Origin of the sequence: Spirosoma flavum (assembly GCF_042686045.1) — a bacterium.
GTDB classification, from domain to species: Bacteria; Bacteroidota; Bacteroidia; order Cytophagales; family Spirosomataceae; genus Spirosoma; species Spirosoma flavum.
The window spans coordinates 700,590-721,153 of the sequence record NZ_JBHUOM010000001.1; the positions used below are offsets into that span (position 1 = coordinate 700,590).

The following is a 20,564-nucleotide window of genomic DNA, read 5'->3' on the forward strand; positions in this document are numbered from 1 at the left end:
ATGAAAATCCTCAGCGTTGTTGGAGCCCGGCCTAATTTCATGAAGGTAGCCCCGCTGCACCGGGTATTTCTGGAACATCCAAGCATCAAATCGAAAATCGTCCATACAGGTCAGCATTATGATGTTCAGCTGAGTGACATATTCGTCCGGCAACTCAACCTACCTCAACCTGACCATTGTCTGAACGTGGGAGCCGGAACCCCAACGCAACAGATGGCTGACATTATGCTCAAATTTGAGGGCATACTTCATACCGAGCAGCCTGATTGGGTGCTGGTTGTCGGCGATGTGACAAGTACACTTGCCTGTGCGTTGGTGGCGGTTCAACTGGGCGTTCGGGTGGCCCATGTTGAAGCGGGCCTTCGGTCGGGTGATCGCGGAATGCCCGAAGAAATTAATCGAATCCTGACCGACTCAATTGCGGATTTACTATTTGTAACGGAGCAAGCTGGACTTGATAATCTTCGGCGTGAAGGTGTCGCGGACGGGAAAGTCCACTTTGTCGGTAATGTCATGATTGACTCGCTGGTGCAGTATCGGCAGAAAGCAAATGAGCTCGATACGCTTGACTCGCTGGGTATAAGTTCACAAAGCTACGTGCTGGTAACCATGCATCGGCCCGCCAATGTAGATACAGAAAGTGGATTGGAACGACTCCTGCAACTTGTAGATGACACCGCTAAATACAAAACAGTGTTGTTCCCGCTGCATCCCCGTACCCGTGTTAAATTGAAGGAATTCGGTCTGATGCAGCGATTATCAGCCATAAACAATGTCCAATTGCTGGAACCGCAGGGATACCTGGAATTTCTGAATCTGATGGAGCACGCGGCCATCGTTATCACTGATTCGGGGGGTGTACAGGAAGAAACGACGTATTTAAATGTGCCCTGTCTAACCTTCCGTACCTCAACCGAGCGACCCGTAACTGTTAAACTGGGTACAAACCAGTTACTGGCCGACTTGAATCCCGAAACCGTGCAGCAGAAAGTACTGGAAATTTTGGATGGCCAACCTAAAACGGGTCAAGTACCGCCCTTGTGGGATGGTCAAACTGCCACTCGAATTGCCGAGATACTACTGCGCCATCCCTAGCTATGAAACAACTCATTCAGAATCTCAACACCGGTGAAACGCTGCTCGAAGATGTACCAGCTCCTCTGGTGCATCGGGGGAAAGTGCTAATTCAGACGCGTCGGTCCCTGGTATCGCTGGGCACTGAACGGATGCTGGTTGAATTTGGGAAGGCCAGTTTGATTGCTAAAGCGCGTCAGCAACCCGATAAGGTGAAGCAGGTGTTTGAGAAAATTCAAACCGATGGCTTATTACCAACGCTGGAAACGGTGATCCGAAAACTCAATCAGCCGCTTCCACTCGGCTACTGCAATGTTGGAACGGTACTGGCGGTAGGTGAAGGTATTAATGACCTTCGCGTTGGCGACCGTGTTGTCTCTAACGGTCACCACGCCGAGGTAGTTTGTGTACCCCGTAATCTGGTTGCTCCAATTCCTTCTACCGTGAGTGACGACGAAGCCGCCTTTACCGTTTTAGGAGCCATTGGCTTGCAGAGTATACGACTTCTAAAACCGAATATTGGCGAAACCGTCGTGGTAATTGGGCTAGGATTGATCGGTCTGTTAACGGTCCAACTTCTCCGAATCAACGGTTGCCACGTGGTTGGCATAGACATAAATGAAGCCAAATGCCAATTGGCAGAGAAGTGCGGCATAACAGTTTTCAATCCGGCTTCTGGTACTAATCCGGTAAAAGCTATTCTGGCTTTCACCAACGGCGTGGGGGCTGATGGCGTGATTATTACCGCTTCGTCCCAAGCGGACGAACTCATGTCGCAGGCGGCCCGCATGAGTCGTAAACAGGGGAAAGTCATACTCGTTGGCGTAATTGAGTTGACAATAAACCGAGCCGATTTTTATGAAAAAGAACTGACCTTTCAGGTTTCGTGCTCTTACGGGCCGGGTCGCTACGACGACGATTATGAACAGAAAGGTTATGATTACCCAATAGCGCACGTACGCTGGACCGCAAATCGCAATTTTCAGTCGATTCTTAATTTCCTGTCTAGCGGTCAGTTACGAGTAAAGCCGTTTATTACTGACTGTGTCTCTCTGGCAGATTTCAACAAAATCTACGGCGATATTAAGTCGTCGGAGCGGATTGCCTCATTGCTCAGTTATCCCGAACAGGTAGACTTGAATCCAGTAATTGAACTACGGACGCACGTGTACGAACCGGGGTCCGGTACCGTTGGGGTAATTGGTGCTGGTAACTTCACCGGAGCTATACTTTTACCGGCGTTGAAAGCAGCTGGGGCGATTCCAAAAATCATTGCCAGTGCCAACGGTCTGAATGCAACGTTACTAGCGAAGAAATTCAGCATTTCGCAAAGCACAACAGACTACCGGCAAATTCTGACCGATTCCGAGATTGACCTGTGTGTGATTACAACGCGGCACAATAGCCATGCTCGGTTGACTATTGAGGCACTACGGGCGGGTAAGCATGTATTTGTTGAAAAACCACTAGCAGTTCATGTTCATGAACTGCCTCTACTTATTAAAACCCAACAGGAATCCGGTCGGCTTGTAATGGTTGGCTTCAATAGACGGTTTTCGCCTTATGCGCAGAAGATGAAGGCGTTGCTACCTGGAGAAAACACAGACAAATTGCCCATAAATGTAGTGGCGACGATAAATGCAGGATTTGTTCCAGCTAATTCGTGGGTGCACGATCGAGCCATTGGGGGTGGCCGAATCCTGGGCGAAGCTTGCCATTTTGTAGACCTGATTACATTCCTGACAGGCAGCCGGGTCGTAAGTGTATACCTGAATGCAATGGGTCGGCAACCAACAGAAACGAGCGATTCGGCATCGTTGCTTTTACGCTATGAAAACGGGTCAACAGGCGCGATCAATTACTTTAGCAATGGTAGCAAAGCTTACGCTAAAGAGCGTGTAGAGGTTTATTCGCAGGAACGGACGCTAGTGCTGGACAATTTTCGCACACTGACTGGCTATGGATTTCAAGGATTTTCGCGTTTGTCTGGGCGGCAAAATAAAGGCCATATCGAGCAGATGAAGCGATTAATCGGAGCGGTGCGTATGGGGGAAATGGAGAAAAGCTATACCGCCGGACTGAGTAGACCAGAGCAATGTCTGATTTCGTTTGCGGATATAATAAATACCACGCAAACAATGTTAGCCGCTTTGCAAAGCCTGCGTGAGAACCGATTGGTTGATGTGATGAGCATTGGAATGGCTCAAGTGCAGCCGTTAACAGCACAAGAGAATGAATAACCCTGGGTTGTTCTGGCGAACCGTTCGGCATTTGACCCCCCGACAGCTACTTTTTCAAGTTCTTACTCGCGTACGTAGCCGCCCCAAACTTCACTTCTCCAAAACGTCTCCAACGACTCATTTCATAACGGCAGGTAAGGCCGATAAGCCCGTGTCGTGGCAAGCCGGAACGTTTACGTTTTTGAATAAGTCTTATTCGCCACCACCTAGTCTCATCAATTGGAATTACGGTAACGCCAAACCGACCAATTATGGCAAACTCTGGACGTACAATCTTAACTACTTCGATTTCCTGAATCAGCCCGATTTGCCTCCTGATACAGGACTGACCTTGATTCATGATTTTATAGCTCAAACAGATTCGTTGGGAGACGGTTTGGACTCCTACCCAACGTCGCTACGAATTATAAATTGGATACAGTTTTTAAGCCGTAATCAAATTCAGTGTGACGCTACCAATAGTCATTTAGCTGCCCAGACCGATTTACTGAGCCGTCGGCTGGAGTACCACATAGCCGGTAATCACTTACTCGAAAATGGCTATGCGCTACTCATAAGTTCCTTGTTTTTCCGTCATAAATATTGGTATAGAACGGCTGCACAGATTATTCGTGCCGAGCTAAAGAAACAGATTTTATCCGACGGTGGCCATGATGAGCGTAGCTCAATGTATCATCAGCGGCTGCTCGATCAATTGTTAACGGTTCTGTTGGCTTTACAGCACGATGTTTGGTATAAGGAACAGGATGCAGATCTCGTTGGCTTCCTATCCTATAAAGCGTGTCAAATCCTCAATTGGCTAAACGCTATCACCTTTCGTAACGGCGATGTGCCGATGGTTAACGACTCTGCTTTCGGCATTGCTCCCACAACGGCACAACTTCAGAAAAAGGCAGCGAGTGTAATTCAGTCGAGCGCGGGTTTCGTGACCTTACAGACTACACTTGCAACAGCAACGCTACAGGAAAGCGGCTATCGGATGTTCCGCTTTGGTCGGTACGAACTTTTTGTGGATATCGGGCCGATCGGTCCCGACCATCAGCCCGGTCATGCCCACGCTGACACGTTTTCCTTCGTGCTATATGTGGATAACTTTCCGTTGATTGTGGATAACGGGTTATCCACCTACCAGATTGGTCCGCGCCGGGAGCTAGAACGGAGTACATCCGCCCACAATACGGTAGCTGTAAACGGTTGCAATTCGTCTGAAGTCTGGGCCGGATTCCGAGTTGGAAACCGGGCGCGGGTAACAGTGCTGACAGATACGAAAACGAGACTTAAAGCCCACCACGATGGCTACTATAGATTTGGTGTCGTCCATGAACGAGCCTGGTTTATTGAGCCGACCAGATTTATTATACACGACCAACTGATACGAGGTCGTGGCAAGAGCAAAGTAGACCAGTCTGGAATCGCCCGTTTTCATTTTCACCCAACCGTTCAGATACAGATTCTGGGCGATATGCTTATTAGCGGGCCATTGCAAATGTCATTTTCGTCGGAAAGTAAGCCGTCATTATATATTACTAAGTATGATATGGCGGAGGGGTTTAATAAACTGCGCACCGGACACTGCCTTAACGTTGTTTTTACAAATAGTCTAGAAACCACCATTATTCCTACCCCATGAAAATACTTTACCTGACCTTTTATTTCGAGCCTGACATTGGTCCCGGTGCGTTCCGAAATACATCTTTAGTGCATGAACTATCCCGCCAACTCAGCTCGGATAGTGAAATTCACGTAGTCACGACGCAGCCTAATCGGTATAAATCCTACAAACCAATAGCCCCAGAATATGAAGAGCAGCGCTATGGAGGTTGTTCGGTTATAATTGAGCGTATCAAAATTCCAACGCACGCTAGCGGCTTACTGGATCAGATACGGTCGTTTGCCGCCTATTATTGGGTCGCGCATAGACTCACAAAAAAAGTCAACTACGATCTGGTTGTAGCCTCGTCGTCCCGGTTGTTTACGGCTTTTCTAGGTGCGAAACTGGCCTGGCGTGGATTGTCCCGGCGTGGACTCACCCGAGACCAGCACATACCACTGTTTTTAGACATCCGCGATTTATTCCGTGAGGTTATTCTGGAGATGGTCAAAATGCCCTTTGTTGGCGTGTTATTAAACCCATTGTTATGGGCTGTTGAACAATACACGTTTGGTCATGCCACTCATATCAACTTGGTCTCAGAGGGATTTCGGTCGTATTTCAAGTCCTTCCCTCAGGCAACATACAGTTATTTTACCAATGGCATTGATGATACATTTTTAACTATTCCGAGCCGTCCTGAAGCTCCAGATCCACATGTTCAAACACTTCTCTACGCGGGTAATATTGGCGAAGGGCAAAGTTTGCATAAAATTATTCCACAAGCCGCCCGGCTATTGGGCGACGGTTACCGGTTCGTTGTTATCGGCAATGGTGGGGCCAAGGGCAAGCTGGAAGCGGCCATTCGGGTTGAAGAAGTCATGAACGTTGAGGTACGTCAGCCTGTGAGCCCAACGGAATTGATTGAGTACTATCAAAAAGCTGATTACCTATTTGTGCACCTCAATAATCTGGACGCTTGTAAACGGGTATTGCCGTCGAAACTGTTTGAATGTGGCGCGATGGATAAACCCATTGTGGCTGGTGTAGCTGGCCATGCGGCTTCCTTCGTGCGTGAATATATTCCCAACCACATTTTGTTTAGTCCCGGCGATGCGACAGATTTGGTTAGGCAATTGCGTGAAAAGCCTTACTATACACAAGTTAGAACCGATTTTAGAGCACAGTTTCAGCGAAAAAACATAAGCCAGGCAATGGCCCGGCAAATACTGAGAACACTAGCAGAAACAACTGTTGACAAAGTAAATACCCTAAATACCGTCGCCGTATGAACATTCTGCTAACTGGTGCATCGGGTTTTTTGGGTAGCCGGATTTATCGCACTTTAGCCCTGGAGCATACTATTACAACGTTGGGGAGAACGCCCATCCACAGCCGACACATTCGTTGCAATTTAGCAGAACAAGTGCCTCTGTTACCTAATGAATCGTATGATATTATCGTTAACGTTGCTGGGAAAGCCCACTCTGTGCCACGTACAGCTTTAGAAAGGGCTGATTATCAACGCATCAATGTGCAGGGTACAGTTCACTTTCTGACGGCCTTGGAATATTTGTCAATTCTGCCAAAATCCCTTGTTCATATTAGCACTGTACTGGTTTATGGTTGTTCAATGGGTGAATTGCTTCCCGAAACAACTCCGCTTCAGGCTACTGATGCGTATGGATTCAGCAAAATCGAAGCTGAAATGCTTATGTGTGAGTGGGCCGAACGCAAGGGAATTCGGTTGTCTATTCTGCGCTTACCATTGATCGTTGCCGAGCAACCGAAGGGTAATCTAGCCGCGATGCTAAAGGCTATTCGGCATGGTTATTATATTCGTATCGGCACTGGGCTGGCACGTCGGAGTATGGTTCGGGCCGACGATGTAGCGGACGTAATTACCCGTGTGGCCGAAGTAGGGGGTATCTATAATCTTACTGATGGGTGCCATCCAACTATTTGTGAACTGGAAAATGCCCTTGCCCGCTATACTGGCCGGAGCAGGCCAATTCCGTCAATGCCAGTACCGTTTACTAAGGCCCTTGCCCGAGTTGGTGATGGTATTAATTCGTTGGTTTGCCGACGCTTCCCACTCGACTCAATTGCCTTCCAGAAATTGACCAATACGCTAACCTTCTCCGACGATCTGGCCCGGCAAAAGCTCGAATGGAATCCCCGTCCTGTGCTTGACTTATTCTAATGAGCCTGCCCATTTGTTTTTTCCTGACGGTTTTGTTGATCGGTGCCGAGTTGCTTTATCTAAAGCTGGCTCGGCATTTAGGGCTTTTCGATAGACCTAATGAGCGTAGTGCACACCTAAATTTATCGACAATTCGGGGTGGTGGTTTTGTGTTTTACCTGGCTGTAGTATGTGCCATTTGGATCAGTAAACTTAGCTTGCCCTATGTTTATCTGGGCCTCACATTCATTACATTAATTAGCTTTTGGGACGATATTTCGTCTGTGCCAAAATGGTATCGACTTGCTATTCATATGTTAGCTGTAGGGTTACTGACGTTTCAGGAAAAAGCATTTCTTGACCAATGGTGGCTGTTTGCCGGGGTGTTCTTTATTGGGGTTGGCATCGTGAATGCCTATAATTTCATGGATGGTATTAATGGGATGACTGCTTTTTACAGCCTAGTTACAGTTGGAACGCTCTGGTATTGGCAAGTTCAGCAATCAGGACCGGGGGAGAATGACGTTTTATTTCCCTGTGTATTTGTCGCTCTACTGGTTTTTAGTTATTTCAACGCCCGGCGTCGGGCTATTTGTTTCGCGGGTGATGTCGGTAGTATTTCTATGGGATTTATTATTTTGTATGGACTGCTGGCAAGTATTAATCGAAGTCATACCTACCTGCCCATTTTATTCATTTCTGTATATGGGATAGACACCCTGCTAACCATTATTTATCGGCTCTATCTACGACAAAATATATTTCGGGCGCACCAAATGCATCTTTTTCAATTGCTGGTTCATCAACTCGGTTGGCCCCACCTTAGGGTCTCACTGCTTTACGCACTTGTTCAATTAGGAATTAACGGACTGGTAATTCTGGCTATGAATTGGTTGCCGATAAGTCAATTTGTGTTGGTAGGATTGATTTGGGGTAGTCTGCTTATTGCGTATGTTACAACAAGAAAACGAATTGGTATAGTCACAAAAAAAGAGTCGGTCTTGGAAAACCGACTCTACTATATTGATCTGAAAAATCTTGAAAATACGTGAGATAAGATCTGTCGTGCCGCCAGAGCGGTACTACTTCACACTCTTACCAATGGCAATAAGATTTTCCGGGGTTTGAAGCCCTAGGACTTTCTTCAACATTTTCCCATTACTGTCGATAAATAGCAACGTTGGGTATGCTTCCAGCGGATACAACTCTGACAGGGCAGGGCCTTCGCCTTTCTCCATATCCATTTTTACATTGATGAATTTTCCATTATAAAATTCGCCAACCGCTTTTTTGGTGAAAACATTTTTTTGAAGCAGTTTGCAGGGACCGCACCAACTAGCGTAGGCATCCAGAAAAATCACCTTTTTCTCAGCTTTCGCCTTTTTCAAAATATCTTTCCAGGAAGCTTCTGTAAACTGAATACCGTCTGCCTTATTACCTGGAGTACGTTTACCATCTCCGATACGATTCAACTTAGAGGAATGGAGGGCAGCATTGGTTGGTACAGAATGGACTCCCACCAGCAGTATAGCCAGCAGCCAAATTACTTTTTTCATAGTCGAACCGGCCTACCGGTGGTCTTTATGGTTTTCGGGATAATAACGAACGAACCGGCAACTTTCGTTTCCGGCTACGAGTTGTTTTATAGAACATAATTAACGCATAGAACGGCAAATTACAAATCATGTGCCATTCTCCTTAATCTTTCCGAACTTTGGGGTCGTTTTAGTCAATCATATTATGCCTGTTAAGCAAGCCGAATTTCTCATCAGCAACTCCGAACCGGACAAATGCCCCGCACCCGACCGGCCCGAGTATGCCTTTATTGGCCGCTCGAACGTTGGCAAATCGTCGCTGATTAATATGCTGACGGGTCGTTCGTCGTTGGCCAAAATTTCGGGGAAACCCGGTAAGACGCAGTTGATAAACCATTTTATCATTGATAATGAATGGTATCTGGTCGATCTTCCTGGTTATGGGTACGCACAGGTGAGCAAAAGTGACCGTGAAAAATTTGCCGGTCTCATTGATGGGTATCTGACAAGTCGGCCAAATCTGCTATGCATTTTCGTACTGGTCGATGCGCGAATTGCCCCTCAAAAAAAAGATCTCGATTTTATGAGTAATCTGGGCGAAAGAGGATTGCCATTCGTCATTGTCTTTACAAAAACCGAAAAACATAGTCCAACGAAACTCCAGAACACACTTGACACCTATCGGGCTAAACTGCTCGAAGAGTGGGAAGAAGCCCCGCAGTTTTTTGTTACGTCGGCTATTACCGCAGCCGGTCGAGAAGACATTCTTTCCTTTATTCGACCCCTGAATGAGGGCTATAAAAAGAGTGAAATAATGAAGCCGGAACGCCGAAGAGCACCACAGTTAAAAACTGGTGCGTAATTCTTTCGCTCTCTAAAAAGCAATACGCCCACCAAAACACACGTTACTAATTTACAAAGTCTCTCTATGGAAGCATTAAAACAGATTGCCAATGTGGCCGGTTATACTGGCCTTTACCGAATTCTGAAACCCGGTCGGGCGGGTGTGATTGTTGAGTCATTAGACGAAAAGAAGGCCAAGACTATGATGGGGCCGACAGCTCGTGTATCAGTTTTGAATGACATTTCGATTTATGTCGATGACGAAAGTGAAGACCAATCCGTATCGCTGGGACCGGTGTTGCTGGCAATCAATGAAAAATACGGTGAAACATTATCCGTTAATCCAAAAGGATCGAATGATGAACTAGCTGATTTTATGGCATCGGTTGTGCCGAATTATGATCGCGACCGTGTTCGGACAACAGACATCAAGAAACTAATCGTCTGGTACGGAATTCTTCGACAGTTTGCTCCTGAAGTATTCGAGGTAACCGCTGGTGAAGCCAAGGAGGAAGGCTCAGAAGAGTCGGTGGTTGCTGAAGAAACTGTTGTCGATGAAGTACCCGTCGCCGAAGAAAAGATAACGCCAGAGGCTTAAAAATACCGAAAGCCTAAACATACGTTTGTCGTGCCAAGTTAATTGGTCAGGTATAACGAATAAAGTTCTTCATTTTCAGTGAGAACAGAAAAGCCGCGATGACCATTGGTTTCGCGGCTTTTTAGTATATAAGAGACGTTGTTTTAATCGACTGTGCTCAATTTCACCGTGTTGGTCCGGCGAGCCTGCGTCAGAGGCATACTGAGCGTATTAATGAAAATGTCACCAGACTCCAGACGACCCTGTCCAATGAGCGTTTGTTTAATACCTTCAACTGTCTGATCAACCGTCAGCGTTAAATCGGGTTCGTAAGGCATTACCTGAACACCCCAGTATAGGCCCAGCGTGTTGCGCAATTGCGCGTCGTTGGAGAAGACCAGTAAATCAGCTTTGGGGCGGTGGTGCGAAAGCCGCACAGCCGTGTAGCCTGAGTTTGTAATACCAATAATCGCTCTTGCTTTTGTGTCTCGGGCCAATCGGCAGGCACTCATTACCACATTATCATTGATAACGTTCTCCGTCGGCTGCTCGTTTACCTGGGCGTGATAACGATAATAAATCTTGTCGGTCATGGTTTCCACCTGTATGATGGTGTTTGCCATACTCTCGACCGCCAGCAGTGGATATTTGCCTGATGCAGTTTCTGCGCTCAACATTACGGCATCGGCTCCATCCATCACCGAGTTGGCAATGTCGTTGACTTCGGCGCGGGTTGGGCGTGGGGCATCAATCATGCTTTCGAGCATTTGCGTTGCCACAATAACTGGCTTGGCAGCTCGGTTGCATTTTTCCACCAGCATTTTCTGGATCATTGGAACCTCTTCGGCGGGCAGTTCAACACCAAGGTCGCCACGGGCTACCATCAGCCCATCGGTAGCGGCAATAATTGCATCGATATTTTGAATCGCTTCGGGCTTTTCAATCTTGGCGATGACACGACACTTTTTGCCTTTCGACTTGATGTATTCCTTAATCTCAAGAATCTCGGAAGCTTCGCGAACAAACGACAGGGCAATCCATTCGGCATCGTGCTCAAGACCAAACTCCAGGTCAGCCCAGTCTTTTTCGGTAACAGCAGGCATCGACACTTTCGTGTTAGGCAGGTTTACACCTTTTTTCGACTTCATAGAGCCGCCATAAACCACTTCAGTAACAACGTCGGTTCCTTCTGTTCGTAGAACCTTCACTTCTAACTTTCCATCGTCCATCAGGATACGCTCTCCCGGATGTACGTCCCGATACATGTTTTTGTAGGGCGTGCTAACGCGTTTGGCTGTGCCAATGATGTCGTCGTTAGTGAAGACAAGTTCCTGACCGGCTTCAATTGTAACGCCATCTTTATTCTCGACGTTGCCAATGCGAATCTTAGGTCCCTGCAAATCCTGCAATATGCAGAGATTGAGGTTGTATTCTACATTCAGTTCGCGAATGCGGTTAAGCCGCAACAGGTGGTCTTCGTGCGTGCCGTGAGAGAAATTGAGCCGGAAAACATTTACTCCAGCTTTGGCTAATGCCAGCAATTGTTCTTTCGTATCGGAAGCGGGACCAATAGTGGCCACGATCTTGGTTTTCTTTGACATAAGACGGAAAAAATTGGGCAAAATCGGCCAGAAGCCGGTACAAAAATAACCCTATGGTCTAATAAACGGTTGTATTTATGGAAATTTTACGGATGAGTTACCGAACTCACAAACAATCCACATCTGCAACTACGCTAACCTGACGTAAACCTTTGTCGGTCAGGATGTCGTTTATGCGGTCTTGAATGTACGCTTTCACGGCTTTTATGTTCACCTTATCGCGCTCGATTTTAATCAAAATATCAAATAGAAACTGGTTTCGAATTCGCTCAACCAGCGGTTCTTCGGGTCCTAAAACGCGGCTGCTGCCCAAGGCGTCAGTTAATTCGGCAGCAAGCCGTTCGGCTGCCTGGTGACTAACGGCGCGGTCGGCGTGGCGAATCGTTAATTTAATAAGCCGCGAAAAAGGTGGATAATTGAAATTCTGCCGCTCCTGAAGTTCTTCCTCAAAGAGACCTTTATAATTGTTGTCGATTACTTTTTGCAAAATTGGCTGGTGTGGGTTGCTGGTCTGAATCAGCACCGTTCCCTGCCGTCCTGCCCGCCTGCCTGCCCGCCCGCTCACCTGTGTAATCATCTGAAAAGCACGTTCTGTCGCTCGGAAATCGGGAAAGTGAATGAGCCGGTCGGCATCGAAAATGCCAACTAAACTGACGTTGTCAAAGTCCAGCCCTTTGGTAATCATTTGTGTTCCAACCAGAATATCTACCTGACCGCCCTCAAATTCCTGAATGATTTGTTGATAAGCGTTTTTGGCGCGAGTCGTGTCTAAATCCATGCGAAGTACCCGCGACTTGGGGAAGAAAATCAGTAGCTGATCTTCCAGTTTCTCTGTTCCGAAACCAATAGTACGCACTTTGGTAGAGCCGCAGGTTGGGCAGGTGCGCGGAACAGATTCTTTATGGCCACAATAGTGGCAACGCAACTCGGCGTCGCGCTGATGATAGGTCAGGCTCACGGCGCAGTTAGGACACTCGGCTGTCCAGTCGCAGTCTTCGCATTGCATATAGGGAGAATAACCGCGACGGTTCTGGAATAGAATACTTTGCTCTTTGCGTTCCATATTCGCTTCCAGCGCATTGAGCAAAGTCGACGAAAACTCACTTTTCATCGTCTTTTGTTTCTTCTCCTGCTGTGTGTTTACCAGTATAATATTGGGCAGCGTTGCCGCGCCGAATCGCTGGAACAGCTCTACCAGACCATAGCGACCCTGTTTGGCTTGATGATAGGTTTCGAGTGAGGGCGTAGCCGATCCCAGCAAAACTTTGGCCTGTTGCCAGTGGGCCAGCATGATAGCTACGTCGCGGGCGTGGTAGCGCGGGGCAGGGTCGTGTTGTTTATAACTGGTTTCGTGTTCTTCGTCTACGATAATCAATCCCAAATTGTCGAAGGGCAGAAACACGGCTGATCGCACACCGACCACAAATTGATACTGCCCTGACACAACGCCCTTCCAAACTTCCACACGCTCATTATCTGAAAATTTGGAGTGGTAGATACCCATTTTATCTCCAAAAACGCGTTGCAGACGCACCACAATTTGGGTTGTCAGGGCAATTTCGGGTAACAGATATAACACCTGCGACCCGCTGGAAAGGGCTTGCTGGATGAGTTCTATGTAAACTTCGGTTTTACCGCTACCCGTAATGCCGTGTAGCAACACAATGTTTTGGCGCTCAAACTGGGCCATAATTTGCGTCGAAGCCGCCTGTTGAGCTTCGGTTAGTTTTATTTCTGCTTGTGGCGCGTCATTGTCCGAAAAGCGTGGCTGGATAATTTCAAACGCTTCGAATACCTGATTTTTGATGAGTGTTGCCAGAGATGATTGAGAAAGTTCGTCGTCCTGATTAAGAATCGTCTTGTCTAGTCCTTTCTGATTGAGCGACGGTGTGCGCTGCATCGGAATATGACTCAGGTAGCGCATAACAACCTCCTGCTGTTTGGGCAGCTTTTCGAGCCGTTGCAGCAACACCAGAAGCTGCTCCCGCTCTTCATAGTTGCGGTGCAGTCGAACCTTTCGCACCATTTTGGGAACGTATTTTTCCCGAACTTCTTCAAACACAATGATTGCTTTCTTTCCCACCAATGATTTAATCAGGGCTGCCACATTACTGCCCTCACCCGCGAGCCGCCCGAGTTCTTCGTACGATAACGCCGACTGCTTTTTGAGTTCGACGAGCAATGTTTGCTCAAATTCAGTAAGCAATTCAGGGTAGTCGAAATCTGGATTAGCCTGTACTTTCGACTGACTCGAAATCTTCAGACCCGAAGGCAGGGCTACATTCATAACCTCGCCTATACAACACATATAATACTCGGCAATCCACTTGAAAAGCTCCAGTTGATACCCCGTTGTTAATGGATAGTCGTCCAGTACTTCATTGATGTAACGTGCCTGGTAGCCAGTGGGTGGCGTATTATGAAGCCTTGCCACAATGGCTGTAAAGACACGCCCATTCTTTTTTCCGAAAGGAACAATCACTCTGGCACCAAGTTTTAGCCCCTCCGCCATTCCACGCGGAACACGATAAGTGAATAATTTGGGTACTGGGATGGGTAAAATTAAATCGGCGAAGAAAGTTACTTCTTCTTCGCTGTCAAATGATGAAAATAACGTATTGGCTTGGTTTTCCACGGAGTAAAGACGGGCGGTACGTCAGGTAAATATACAGAAAACCCGGCGTTGGTCCTGCGAATTCCAGAGATAGCAAAAAAGGCAGATTCACCTAAACCTTTGGAGGCTTTTTGACTGTTAGTCTATAGTGACGCTGACTGTTTGCCGCTGCTGCGGAAACCTGAGAAATAGACGCGCTACAAGTAGGGAACAGGCATTACCAATTATTATATGCAAACATACGACGTTATTATTGTTGGTGGAGGCCCCTGTGGGCTAGCGGCTGGCATTGACGCGGCAAAAGCTGGACTGAGCCATTTAATTCTGGACATGGGGAGCCTGACTGAATCGATCCGGCAGTACCCACGCCGAATGCGATTTTTCTCGACGGCCGAAAATATTGAAATTGGTGGGCTGCCGTTTGCGATTTCGGATGTGAAAGCTGGTCGTGACGAAGCCCTTCAGTATTATCGCAAAGCCGCTGCTTATTTTCACTTGAATTTTAAGTTGTTTCAGGAAGTCTGGGATGTGAAGAAAGAAGGCGACTTATTTACGGTCACAACCAAGGTTGGTGATCAATATAAAGCCCGCAAAGTGATTATGGCGACGGGGTATTTTACGCGCCCACGCTGGCTTAATATTCCGGGTGAAAACCTGCCCCATGTGTCGCATTATTACGATGAGCCGTTTAAGTATTCGTTCACCAATGTGGTTATCATCGGCGGGTCGAACTCGGCGGTCGAAGCGGCTTTAGAATTATACCGCCACGACGTGAATATAACAATAGTTCACCGGGGCGATGATTTCCGCAGTACGGTAAAATACTGGCTCGTACCGGATGTGAAAAACCGTGTGAAAGAGGGCAGAATAAAAACTGTTTTCGACTCGTGCGTGACGCAAATTGACGAGAAATCAGTAACGGTTAACAACCTGAAAACGGGCGAAGAAACCCAACTTCCGGCTGATTTTGTACTGGTATTGACGGGGTATATTCCTGATGCGGACTTATTGCGTCGCTGTGGTATTGAACTTGATCCGGTTACACAGGTTCCCGTTTATGATAAAGAAACCTTTGAGACCACCGTACCGGGTTTATACGTCTGCGGTACGGTCATGGCCGGAATCTATACTGAGAAAGTATTCATTGAAAATGGGCGCGAACATGCTCAGTCCATCATAGATCATATTATGGGCCGTGAAGTACACAAAGTAGCCGAATTAATTCAGCGAATTTAACGTGTATTGGCGCAAGGCTGGTCCATACTGATCTTACGCCAACACACCTGGTTTATAAAATTAGCTGGAAAAAATGCGTTGAGAGAATAACTGTTTAGCGGCAAACCATCGGCGACGTGATACGAGTAAAATTGCGCCTGATTGCAGGTAAACCAGGCCGCCTTTATCTGGATTAATACGCTCCATCCGCTCAATGTAGTGCAGATTAACGATGCAGTTGCGGTGCAGTTGGACAAACCATTCCTTAGGCAGTTGAGGTATATAATATTTTAAGGTGCGGGGCATCAGCATACGTTGCCCCTCCTTCCAATGTAGCCAGCTATAATTGCCGGTGGCTTGCAAAAACATAAGGTCTGCTATAGGAATGGCGAGTTGGCCGCTATGCCGAATGTACATGTTGATGGAATCCGTTGGTAAGGAAAGCCTTGGGGGAATAGGGTGGAGAATAGGTCTCATAAATGGCTGCTGGATAAATCAGGTCAATTCAGCTTTCACAATTAAAAATGAAATCTGTTAACCTTGTTTGGTAACACCCAAAGCTAATCACCTGTGTAACCAAATTTGGATTTATGTTGTCAACAGCTACAGATGGTAGCTGAATAGCGGTATATGGTAAGTGAATGACAGAAGGGTATTACGCTATAACCTGGTGTAGCGTAATACCCTTCGAATACAATCCCATTAGAAATAATTCTGCCGTTTTCATCAGACCACTAAAGCACGCTGCGTTCGGTTGAATATGCGGTATATAATTGGAAAAATGAGTAGCGTCAGTATCGTAGCCGTAATGAGCCCGCCGATGACAACGATAGCTAACGGTTTCTGGGTTTCGGAGCCGATACCGGTAGATATGGCTGCTGGCAGTAATCCGATAGCGGCCATTAAAGCCGTCATTACTACGGGTCGAACACGCGACCGGACGCCCTCCCGAATGGCTTGGTCAAGCGGCATTCGCGCTTTGCGGTTGTTGTTGAAAACCGAAATTAGTATGACCCCGTTCTGCACACAAATGCCGAACAAGGCAATGAAGCCTACCCCCGCCGAAATGCCAAAATTCATGCCTGTGACGTGCAGGGCCAGAATGCCACCAATGAGCGCGAAGGGCACATTAAGCAACACAAGCCCCGCATCTTTGGCACTACCGAACAAAATAAATAGGATGACAAAAATAGCCGCCAGACTAATTGGTACCACTTGTCCCAATCGGGCGGTGGCCCGAACCTGATTCTCGAACTCGCCAGTCCAGTTAATGCCGTAGCCTTTGGGTAGATCTTTCACAGCCTCATCGACCCGCTGCTGGGCCTCAGCAATGGTGCTGCCGAGGTCGCGCTCCCGGACTGAAAACTTTACGCCAATAAAGCGCTTGTTGTTATCACGATAAACAAACGCCGGGCCGGTTACTTCACGAAGGGCAGCAATTTCACGCAGTGGAATTTTATTGCCGCGTAGCGTAGGCACCATCAGCCGCATAATGTCATCTTCGGTTTTTCGGTACGTTTCCCCGTAGCGAACGCGAATGTCGAACTTGCGCTCCCCTTCATACAAAACAGACGCCGTTTTGCCGCCAATAGCCATTTCTATGACCGATTGTGCGTCGGCGGTTGAGACACCGTAGAGAGCCATTTTACGGTCGTCGAATAATACGCTGATTTCCGGCTGACCTATGTTACGTAGAATACCTACGTCTTTTACCCCCGGTACATCGCGGATAGCCCCAATGACGGTGTTGGCATATTTTTCGAGTTCGGCTAAGTCGGTACCGAAAATTTTGATGCCATTACTAGCCTTGAACCCCGCTACGGCTTCGGCTACGTTGTCGATAATTGGTTGAGAATAGTTGTAGTTGACACCCTGATAACTTTTTAATTTTACATCCATCTCCTCAATTAGTTGATCAACCGAGATAGTACGTTCCCATGACTCTTTCGGTTGGAGATCGACCTGAAATTGACAAAAGTAAAATCCGTTTGGATCCGTACCGTCATTGGAACGGCCTGTCTGTGAGAGGATTTGCTTTACTTCAGGAAACTTATGCAAATCTTCTCTAATCGTTCGGGCCATTTTAACACTTTCGGGGAGCGACATGCTCATCGGCATTTCAGCCGTAACCCACAGGGCACCTTCATTGAGCGTTGGTAGAAATTCTGACCCCAGCAGCGTGGCCGAAAAGAAGGAGGTTGCCATGAAAGCTATACTCGTCAGCAAACTTAGCCGCCGATGCGAAAAACACCAGTTGAATCCGGCCATAACGATACGGTCAAAGAAATTGACCAGCGGGTTGTTCTTTTCCCGAACGTCCTTTTTGAGTAGTATCGAACAAAGTACGGGCACCAGCGTCAGGGTAAAGAGCAACGCACCAAGCAGGGCAAAACCTAATGTCCAGGCTAGGGGCGAAAACATTTTTCCTTCAACTTTCTGGAATGAGAAAATAGGAAGCAGGGCCGTGATGATAATGAGTTTAGAAAAGAAAACGGCCTTTCCTAACTCACCCCCGGTCTTTTTGATTAGACCCAACTTGGCCATTCGGTTAAATTTGGGCATGCCGACTCGATGTGCCTGATGGTCGAGGGTTACAAAAATACCCTCGACCATAACGACGGCTCCATCGACGATGATACCAAAATCGACCGCGCCCATTGATAGCAGATTCGCCGACATTCCCCGTAATCGAAGACACATAAAAGCGAATAGCAATGCCAATGGAATGATGATAGACACAATGACGGTGGTACGCCAATCGGCCATGAACAGAAACACAATCACCGTAACCAGCACAATGCCTTCGGTAAGATTATGCAGTACCGTACGAGTACAGAACGAGATAAGATTATCGCGGTCATAGAACGTAACCATCTTCACATCTGACGGTAAGATGCGCGTATTCAGCTCCTCGATTTTCGCTTTTACCCGCCCCAAAATCTCGCTGGGATTTTCATTTTTACGCATCACAACGATGCCTTCCACCACATCATCTTCGCTGTCTAACCCAACCTGACCCACGCGCGGCAAATTTGATTCGGCTACTTCGGCCACGTTTTTAATTAGCACCGGATTGCCCGATAGATCTTCTACCAATAGGTTTTCAATATCGGCAATTGACGTTAACAGGCCAATGCCCCGCACTACGTATGCTTGCCCATTACGCTCAATTACATCACCCCCAACGTTGATATTACTGCGCGTTACTGCCTGATAGACTTCCAGTGGAGTAATATCGTATTTGGCTAGTTGCGTGGGATTTACCCGGATTTCGTAACTTTTTTCGCGCCCGCCAAAAGCTACCACATCAGCCACACCCGCTACGCTACGGAGTTGTCGGTCAATGACCCAGTTATGTAAGGTAAGGAGTTCGCGGCTGTCGCGGGTAGGGGATTGAAGCGTGAACCGAAAAATCTCGCCTGTGGGTCCGTATGGCGGCTGCACATCGGGATCAACCCCGTCAGGTAGCGACACCGAACGGAGTTGGTTATTGACCTGCTGACGGGCAAAAAAATCGTCAACATCATCATCAAAAATGATCTTGATAACACTTAGCCCGAACATAGTGACAGACCGGACGCTGGATTTGCGCTGTACTGAATTCATGGCTACCTCGATGGGCACTGTCACGAATCGCTCAATTTCCTCGGCTGAGCGACCATTCCATTCGGTCACGACAATAATTTGCGTGTTCGTAACATCAGGAAATGCTTCGAGCGGTGTGCTAAGGTAACTGACGACACCGGCGATAATCAGGCCAGCCGTCATGAAAAAGATGAAAAAGCGGTTCTTCAACGAAAAACCCACTACGTTACGGATGAAAGCGTTCATAAATGGGAGAAATGAGTAGAGAGAAAAGACGAGAAGGTGAGAGATAGAAAAGGGGCAAATTCACCGCCACCCTCCCTTATTCTGCGTACTTTCCTTCGCTTCCTGTTTTTAGGGAGCTGTCTGAAAATTGTCTTAGCCTGAATATTAGTCGTTCAGTGCGTCGTATACTAAGAGTTGATTTTGGGAGATAACCCGTTCACCCGGTTTGATGCCGGTACGGATGTAAGCCACATCGCCGAGTGATTTAAGCAGCGTAACCTCGCGGGTCTCAATGTCGGTTCGGCTCCGAAATATCATTACGTAGTGTTTTGATTTATCGAAAATGACCGATCCGGCGGGGACCGTAACCATCTGACCACCATCATCGTAACGGAGGACAACTGTGGCGTGCATTTCGGGCCGTAGTTTCAGACCCGGATTAGGTAGCCGAATTCGCACCGTCATAGCTTTGGTGCCGGGATCAAGTACAGTATACAGTTTATCGACCCGCCCCCGAAATAATTCGTCGGGGTAAGCCAGCGTCTGAATATCAGCCGCCATGCCAGACCTTACTCGCCCAATGTCGCCTTCATTTACATTTGCCAGCACCCACACTTCGCTGATTTGCCCCACGGTGAACAGACTATTGGCGTTATCGGAGCGTAACTGCGTGCCCTGATTGACATTTTTTTCAATGATATACCCTTCTATGGGGGCTTTGACGGTATACGTCGATGATTTGCTGACGCCATAAATCTGATACACCTCCTTAATTCGGCTAACTTCGGCCTGTGCCCGCTCCACTTCTTTTTGAGCCGCAATGACTTCGCGCTGGGAGTTAAGTTTGCTTTCGAACAGGTCCTGCGCCACACGGAGATTCTTTTCGGCCAGCAACAAATCGGCTTGAGCCTGAGTATTCTGTCGTTCAAAATCAGCGACTTCGCCAGAACGTATAGTGGCTAGTGTCTGGCCTTTGCGGACGTAATCCCCCAGCTCTACTTTTACGTTTTCGACATTACCACCCACCAGCGGAAATACTTCGATAACCCGGTTTTCGTCGGCCATTATTCGCCCCACAAGTGTCAGTTCACTGCGAAGTGGTTGGGTTCTGGCGGTGTCAATACGGATACGGTTCATCATTGTATCCGACAGAATAAACGCCGTAGCTTCCTGAGGAGCTGGTTTGGGATGACAACCAGATAGCAGAGCGAGGAGAGCTAGTAGGAAAAAAAGAGTAATTGAGCGCATGTGTAGCGTAGCTTTCATTGTCAATAAAATCAGG

At 47.5% G+C, this 20,564-nt stretch carries 15 protein-coding genes; 9 read left to right on the top strand and 6 right to left on the bottom strand.

What is annotated here, in order from left to right:
- Genes wecB through ACFS25_RS02840 form a run of 6 tightly spaced genes read left to right on the top strand, consistent with a single transcriptional unit; the run spans position 1 to position 8,139 of the window.
- A complete protein-coding gene (wecB, locus tag ACFS25_RS02815; protein ID WP_381496882.1) occupies positions 1–1,095 on the top strand; it encodes a non-hydrolyzing UDP-N-acetylglucosamine 2-epimerase in 1,095 nt (364 codons plus the stop codon).
- Between the two features lie 2 nt (positions 1,096–1,097).
- A complete protein-coding gene (locus tag ACFS25_RS02820) occupies positions 1,098–3,314 on the top strand; it encodes a bi-domain-containing oxidoreductase (protein ID WP_381496883.1) in 2,217 nt (738 codons plus the stop codon).
- A complete protein-coding gene (locus ACFS25_RS02825; RefSeq protein ID WP_381496884.1) occupies positions 3,307–4,944 on the top strand; it encodes a heparinase II/III domain-containing protein in 1,638 nt (545 codons plus the stop codon). The genes ACFS25_RS02820 and ACFS25_RS02825 overlap by 8 nt, the downstream gene beginning before the upstream one ends.
- Positions 4,941–6,197 carry a glycosyltransferase gene (locus tag ACFS25_RS02830; RefSeq protein ID WP_381496885.1) on the top strand — a complete coding sequence of 419 codons (1,257 nt, stop codon included), beginning with the start codon at positions 4,941–4,943 and terminating at the stop codon, positions 6,195–6,197. Before ACFS25_RS02825 ends, ACFS25_RS02830 begins: the two co-directional genes overlap by 4 nt.
- On the top strand, positions 6,194–7,108 hold the full coding sequence (locus tag ACFS25_RS02835) for an NAD-dependent epimerase/dehydratase family protein (protein WP_381496886.1): 915 nt from the start codon (positions 6,194–6,196) through the stop codon (positions 7,106–7,108). Before ACFS25_RS02830 ends, ACFS25_RS02835 begins: the two co-directional genes overlap by 4 nt.
- Positions 7,108–8,139 (top strand): MraY family glycosyltransferase, encoded by a 1,032-nt coding sequence (locus ACFS25_RS02840; protein ID WP_381496887.1) that lies wholly within the window; start codon positions 7,108–7,110, stop codon positions 8,137–8,139. The genes ACFS25_RS02835 and ACFS25_RS02840 overlap by 1 nt, the downstream gene beginning before the upstream one ends.
- A gap of 30 nt (positions 8,140–8,169) precedes the next feature.
- On the opposite strand, the gene ACFS25_RS02845 is transcribed toward ACFS25_RS02840, so the two are convergent.
- Positions 8,170–8,643, bottom strand: a complete 474-nt coding sequence (locus ACFS25_RS02845) for a thioredoxin family protein (RefSeq protein ID WP_381496888.1) — start codon at positions 8,641–8,643, stop codon at positions 8,170–8,172.
- A gap of 184 nt (positions 8,644–8,827) precedes the next feature.
- Between ACFS25_RS02845 and yihA the strand changes: the two genes are divergently transcribed.
- Both yihA and ACFS25_RS02855 read left to right on the top strand, forming a co-directional pair.
- Complete coding sequence (gene yihA, locus ACFS25_RS02850; RefSeq protein WP_381496889.1) at positions 8,828–9,484, top strand: ribosome biogenesis GTP-binding protein YihA/YsxC; 657 nt, start codon at positions 8,828–8,830, stop codon at positions 9,482–9,484.
- A gap of 66 nt (positions 9,485–9,550) precedes the next feature.
- Positions 9,551–10,063 (top strand): DUF5606 family protein, encoded by a 513-nt coding sequence (locus ACFS25_RS02855; protein ID WP_381496890.1) that lies wholly within the window; start codon positions 9,551–9,553, stop codon positions 10,061–10,063.
- 143 nt (positions 10,064–10,206) lie between these two features.
- Here the strand turns inward: ACFS25_RS02855 and pyk are convergent, their stop codons facing one another.
- Together pyk and priA are read right to left on the bottom strand one after the other, a co-directional pair.
- The gene (pyk, locus tag ACFS25_RS02860) at positions 10,207–11,643 is read right to left on the bottom strand and encodes a pyruvate kinase (protein ID WP_381496891.1); all 1,437 of its coding nucleotides are present in this window, start codon (positions 11,641–11,643) and stop codon (positions 10,207–10,209) included.
- A gap of 106 nt (positions 11,644–11,749) precedes the next feature.
- Positions 11,750–14,278, bottom strand: a complete 2,529-nt coding sequence (gene priA / locus ACFS25_RS02865; protein WP_381496892.1) for a replication restart helicase PriA — start codon at positions 14,276–14,278, stop codon at positions 11,750–11,752.
- Positions 14,279–14,488: 210 nt separating this feature from the next.
- On the opposite strand from priA, the gene ACFS25_RS02870 reads away from it, so the two are divergent.
- Positions 14,489–15,493 (top strand): YpdA family putative bacillithiol disulfide reductase, encoded by a 1,005-nt coding sequence (locus ACFS25_RS02870; protein WP_381496893.1) that lies wholly within the window; start codon positions 14,489–14,491, stop codon positions 15,491–15,493.
- A 60-nt stretch (positions 15,494–15,553) separates the two neighbouring features.
- Here the strand turns inward: ACFS25_RS02870 and ACFS25_RS02875 are convergent, their stop codons facing one another.
- The 3 genes from ACFS25_RS02875 to ACFS25_RS02885 form a co-directional block, all read right to left on the bottom strand.
- Positions 15,554–15,949, bottom strand: a complete 396-nt coding sequence (locus tag ACFS25_RS02875; protein WP_381496894.1) for a LytR/AlgR family response regulator transcription factor — start codon at positions 15,947–15,949, stop codon at positions 15,554–15,556.
- Between the two features lie 249 nt (positions 15,950–16,198).
- Entirely contained in the window at positions 16,199–19,303 is a 3,105-nt protein-coding gene (locus ACFS25_RS02880) for an efflux RND transporter permease subunit (RefSeq protein WP_381496895.1), read from the bottom strand.
- A gap of 144 nt (positions 19,304–19,447) precedes the next feature.
- The gene (locus tag ACFS25_RS02885) at positions 19,448–20,548 is read right to left on the bottom strand and encodes an efflux RND transporter periplasmic adaptor subunit (protein ID WP_381496896.1); all 1,101 of its coding nucleotides are present in this window, start codon (positions 20,546–20,548) and stop codon (positions 19,448–19,450) included.
- Between the last annotated feature and the right edge of the window lie 16 nt (positions 20,549–20,564).